This is a genomic window from Frankia sp. CgKIO3 (assembly GCF_977946435.1).
The window spans coordinates 1-3,962 of the sequence record NZ_CDWTMO010000254.1 but is presented as its reverse complement, the minus strand read 5'-3'; the positions used below and the strand labels follow the sequence as shown (position 1 = coordinate 3,962).

Below are 3,962 nucleotides of genomic sequence, written 5' to 3'. Positions count from 1 at the left end.
GTGGCGGGGTGGCGGTGGGAGGTGTGGCCGCGGGTAAAAAGATCGCCGCGGTCACCGGAGGCTGGGTCCTCTTCGAGGACGGGGCCGGGCAGTCCCTGCGGCCGCCGCGGGTGACCAGTTGGGGCCGGTGCGGGCACACCCCGCTGGTCCGGGTGTGCGACGACGTTGACGAGCTCAACGAGCTGATCCGTCATGGCATAACCAGGTTCCAGCACCGTCCCGGCCTCCTCAACGGCTGCCTGGCCGGAACCGGTCTGACCTTGGAACCATCATGACCCACAACACCACGATCCAGCGACCTCACGAATTAAAGATCAGTAGCCAGGCGGGGCACCAGAACGTGCGGTGGCTCTGACCTTCAGAATGCGCTCAACCGACCTTGGCGAGACCGGTCGGGTTGTGCCGGTCCCGCGGCACGCCCGGGTGACGGTACCCCTCCTCGCCGAGGTCACCGCGGCCCTCGTCGAGGTCACTGTGGGCGTAGCCCTCGGCCAGGATCCGCTCGGCCGACCCGTTGACAGGCTGTCCGGCCAACGTCCCCGATCGCCGGTCGAGGCCGGCGCGCAGCAGGGCGATCAGCGCCCCGATGACCAGCCCCCAGACCACGACCATGCTGAACGCCATCAGCAGCCAACTACCCCAACCCCAGTTGTACCCACCCCAGACCATCATCATGATCTCCTCTTCCTTCGTCTCGGCCTCCTACGGCGGGCCGTACCTCTACCTTCGGCCGGCGCGGCTGACGGGACGAGGGCTGTTCGTCCCGGACCGGTGCGACGCCAGGCCCGTGCCGGGCATGCCCTCGGAACCGCCTCCACCCGATCCAGGGGTCCGCGGCGGCGGGCCGCCGCAGAACCCTCGCGCCAGGTAGCACCACTGCCTCGCGCCAAGTAGAACCACCGTCTCGCGCCGGGTAGAAAGGACGCTATGCGTCCCCGGGCGGTCACCCGCGAGCAGATCATCGCGACGGCCGACACGATCGCTCGGCGCGACGGGCTCGACCACCTCACGGTCCGGCCCCTGTGCGCGGAGCTCGGCGTCACGGCCCCCGCGATCTACCGACGCTTCCCCACCAAGGATCTCATCGTCGAGCGCGTCGTCGACGACGCGCTCGGCCGCATCGACCTTCCAGGCCCCGAGACCGGCGACTGGGCCGACCGCCTAGGGCGCTGCTTCACCAGCGCGCATGACGTCGCCGCCGCCTACCCGGGGCTCGCGGCACGCATGGGCCGGCAGATGCCCGGCAGCCCCTCCGCGGTACGCAACGCGAGCTTCCTGCACGACCTGCTCACCGACGCCGGCATCGGACCGGAGGACACGAACAGGATCGTCTACACGATGTTCGTCTACCTCTGGGGACACCTGCTGGCAGCCGAGGCCGTGGCCGAACTGCTCGGCCCGACCGGCACCCAGGACACCCGGGACCAGTTCCTCTGGGGCCTCGACCACCTGCTCGGTTCCTTCCGTCGGCAGTTCGGCGGTGGAAACGTCGCGGAATAGGCGAGTTGCCGCGGTAGGCGAGTTCCAGGACGGGATGGGCCTGTTCGACCGCCACCGTGGGCGTGTCGGCCGGCGTGTCGGCCGCGACAACGACGCTGTCAATCAGTAGTCCAGGCCACCCCCACCGGCTGCCGCGGCCGCGGTTTCCTTTTCCTCTGGCTTTTCGGCGACGACGGCCTCGGTAGTGAGGAACAGCCCGGCGATGGATGCGGCGTTCTGCAGGGCGGAGCGGGTGACCTTGGTCGGGTCGATGATCCCGGCCTCGCGCATGTTGACGTGCTCGCCGGTGGCGGCGTCCAGCCCCCACCCCGGTTGCAGGTTGCGGACCTTCTCGACCACGACGCCGCCTTCCAGGCCGGCATTGATCGCGATCTGCCGGAGCGGCTCGGTCAACGCGCGGCGCACCATCTCGGCCCCGGTCCGCTCGTCCTCGGCCACGTCCAGCCCGTCGAAAACGGCCTCCGAGGCCAGCAGCAGAGCCACCCCACCGCCGGGAACGATGCCCTCCTCAACGGCGGCCTTCGTGTTGCGGACCGCGTCCTCGATGCAGTGCTTACGCTCCCTGAGCTCGACCTCGGTGGCCGCGCCGGCTTTGATGACGGCCACGCCGCCGGCGAGCCTGGCCAGCCGCTCCTGCAGCTTCTCGCGATCGTAGTCGGAGTCCGACTTCTCGATCTCGCTACGGATCTGGCTGACCCGACCGGCGATCTGGCCCGGGTCGCCGGCGCCCTCGATAATGGTCGTGTCATCCTTGGTGACGATAACCTTGCGGGCCTGGCCAAGCAGGTCGAGGTCAGCGTTCTCCAGCCTGAGACCAACCTCCTCACTGATCACCTAACCGCCCGCCAGGACGGCGATATCGCCGAGCATGGCCTTGCGCCGGTCGCCGAAACCCGGCGCCTTCACGGCCACGGACCGGAACGTACCGCGGATCTTGTTGACGACCAGGGTTGCCAGGGCCTCCCCCTCGACGTCCTCGGCGATAACCAGCAGCGGCTTGCCGGCCTGCATGACCTTCTCCAACAGCGGGAGCATGTCCTTGACCAGCGAAATCTTGATATTGGCGACCAGGATGTAGGGGTCCTCCAGGACGCACTCCATCCGCTCCTGATCAGTGATGAAGTACGGCGAGATGTAGCCCTTGTCGAAACGCAGACCTTCGGTGAGCTCCAGCTCGAGGCCGAAGGTGTTGCTCTCCTCGACGGTGATGACGCCGTCCCGGCCGACCTTGTCCATCGCCCCGGCGATGATCTGGCCGATCGCGGTGTCCCCGCCGGCCGAGATCGAGGCCGTTGAGGCGATCTGATCCTTAGTTTCCAGATCCCTGGACAGGTCGGCCAGCTCCCCACAGACCCGCTCGACGGCCAGCTCGATGCCACACGTTTGAGGGCGATCGGGTTCGCGCCCGCGGCCACGTTCCGCAGGCCCTCGTGGACCAGTGCCTCCGCCAGGACGGTCGCCGTCGTGGTGCCGTCGCCGGCCACTTCGTCGGTCTTCTTGGCGACCTCCTTGACCATCTCGGCGCCGATCTTCTCATACGGATCTTCGAGTTCGATCTCCCTGGCAATGGAGACACCGTCATTGGTGATGGTGGGAACGCCCCACTTCTTCTCCAGGACGACGTTGCGCCCCTTCGGACCGAGCGTCACCTTCACGGCGCCGGCCAGCTGGTTCATGCCACGTTCCAGCCCGCGCCGTGCTTCCTCCTCGTAAGCGATGATCTTTGGCATGATGGTTCCCCTGAAGCAGAACGTGACCGGACCCCGCGAACATCGCAGGCCCATCCTCACGACATGCAATACCTTAATTACAAATCGTCGGTAGCGCCTGCTGGCGGGGCAAGCCGACCGGCTGGACAGGCCGGGTCTGCCGGGGTCCCGGCGGAGGGCGCGCTGGCGGGTCCGGGTACCAGGCACTCAGTCAGCTTTGGCCCTCGGGGCCGGTGCTCTGGCCTTCGGGTCCGGTGCTGATCTCGATGTGCTTGGGCTGGCTCCGCTTGGCCTTCGCCAGCCGGATGGTGAGCACTCCGTCGGCCAGGGTGGCGTGCACCGATTCCGGGTCAATGTCACCCGGCACGGCGATGCGGTGCTCGAACCGGCCCACTGGGCGGCTACGGCGGCGCAGTACTCCCGTGCGTTCCCGCTCCTTGATTTCACCGGTGACGAACAGCTCGTTGTCGCGCAGGTCCACGGAGATGTCCTCCCGGCGTACCCCGGGAAGATCGAGATCGATCACGAACGCGTCATCGGTCTCCTCGATGTCGACCGGCTGCACTATGCCACCCAGCAACCGCGCCGGACGGCCCTCGACGCCGCCCATGACGTCGCCGAGCAGATTGCCCATGCGGGTCCAGGCGTCCTCGATCTCCTGGAACGGATCCCATCGTGCCAGCGTTCCCAGGCCTTCTCCGCGTCGTACGGGTAGTGTCATGATCCTCACTCCTTCCGGCCGGGCCGGCCGGC

Annotated in this window: 4 protein-coding genes and 1 pseudogene; 2 read left to right on the top strand and 3 right to left on the bottom strand. The window is 67.8% G+C overall.

Features of this window, described 5'->3' with window-relative positions; translation table 11 throughout:
• Nucleotides 1-275 (top strand): hypothetical protein (locus AC08OJ_RS19090; RefSeq protein ID WP_476596454.1); only part of this gene is annotated, 275 nt, incomplete at its 5' end.
• 94 nt (nt 276-369) lie between these two features.
• On the opposite strand, the gene AC08OJ_RS19085 is transcribed toward AC08OJ_RS19090, so the two are convergent.
• On the bottom strand, nt 370-675 hold the full coding sequence (locus AC08OJ_RS19085) for a hypothetical protein (protein ID WP_476596453.1): 306 nt from the start codon (nt 673-675) through the stop codon (nt 370-372).
• Nucleotides 676-927: 252 nt separating this feature from the next.
• Here AC08OJ_RS19085 and AC08OJ_RS19080 point away from each other — a divergent pair, with 252 nt between their 5' ends.
• Nucleotides 928-1,500, top strand: coding sequence for a TetR/AcrR family transcriptional regulator (locus AC08OJ_RS19080; RefSeq protein ID WP_476596452.1), 573 nt, complete (start codon nt 928-930; stop codon nt 1,498-1,500).
• A gap of 102 nt (nt 1,501-1,602) precedes the next feature.
• Here AC08OJ_RS19080 and groL read toward each other — a convergent pair.
• Nucleotides 1,603-3,230: pseudogene (gene groL / locus AC08OJ_RS19075) on the bottom strand (chaperonin GroEL).
• 190 nt (nt 3,231-3,420) lie between these two features.
• A complete protein-coding gene (locus AC08OJ_RS19070) occupies nt 3,421-3,930 on the bottom strand; it encodes an Hsp20/alpha crystallin family protein (RefSeq protein ID WP_476594591.1) in 510 nt (169 codons plus the stop codon).
• Nucleotides 3,931-3,962 lie beyond the last annotated feature (32 nt).

What these genes read in the sequence shown, in the direction of transcription:
- AC08OJ_RS19085 (WP_476596453.1), bottom strand. Translation starts at nt 675, where the DNA reads ATGATGATGGTCTGGGGTGGGTACAACTGGGGTTGGGGTAGTTGGCTG.
- AC08OJ_RS19080 (WP_476596452.1), top strand. Translation starts at nt 928, where the DNA reads ATGCGTCCCCGGGCGGTCACCCGCGAGCAGATCATCGCGACGGCCGAC.
- AC08OJ_RS19070 (WP_476594591.1), bottom strand. Translation starts at nt 3,930, where the DNA reads ATGACACTACCCGTACGACGCGGAGAAGGCCTGGGAACGCTGGCACGA.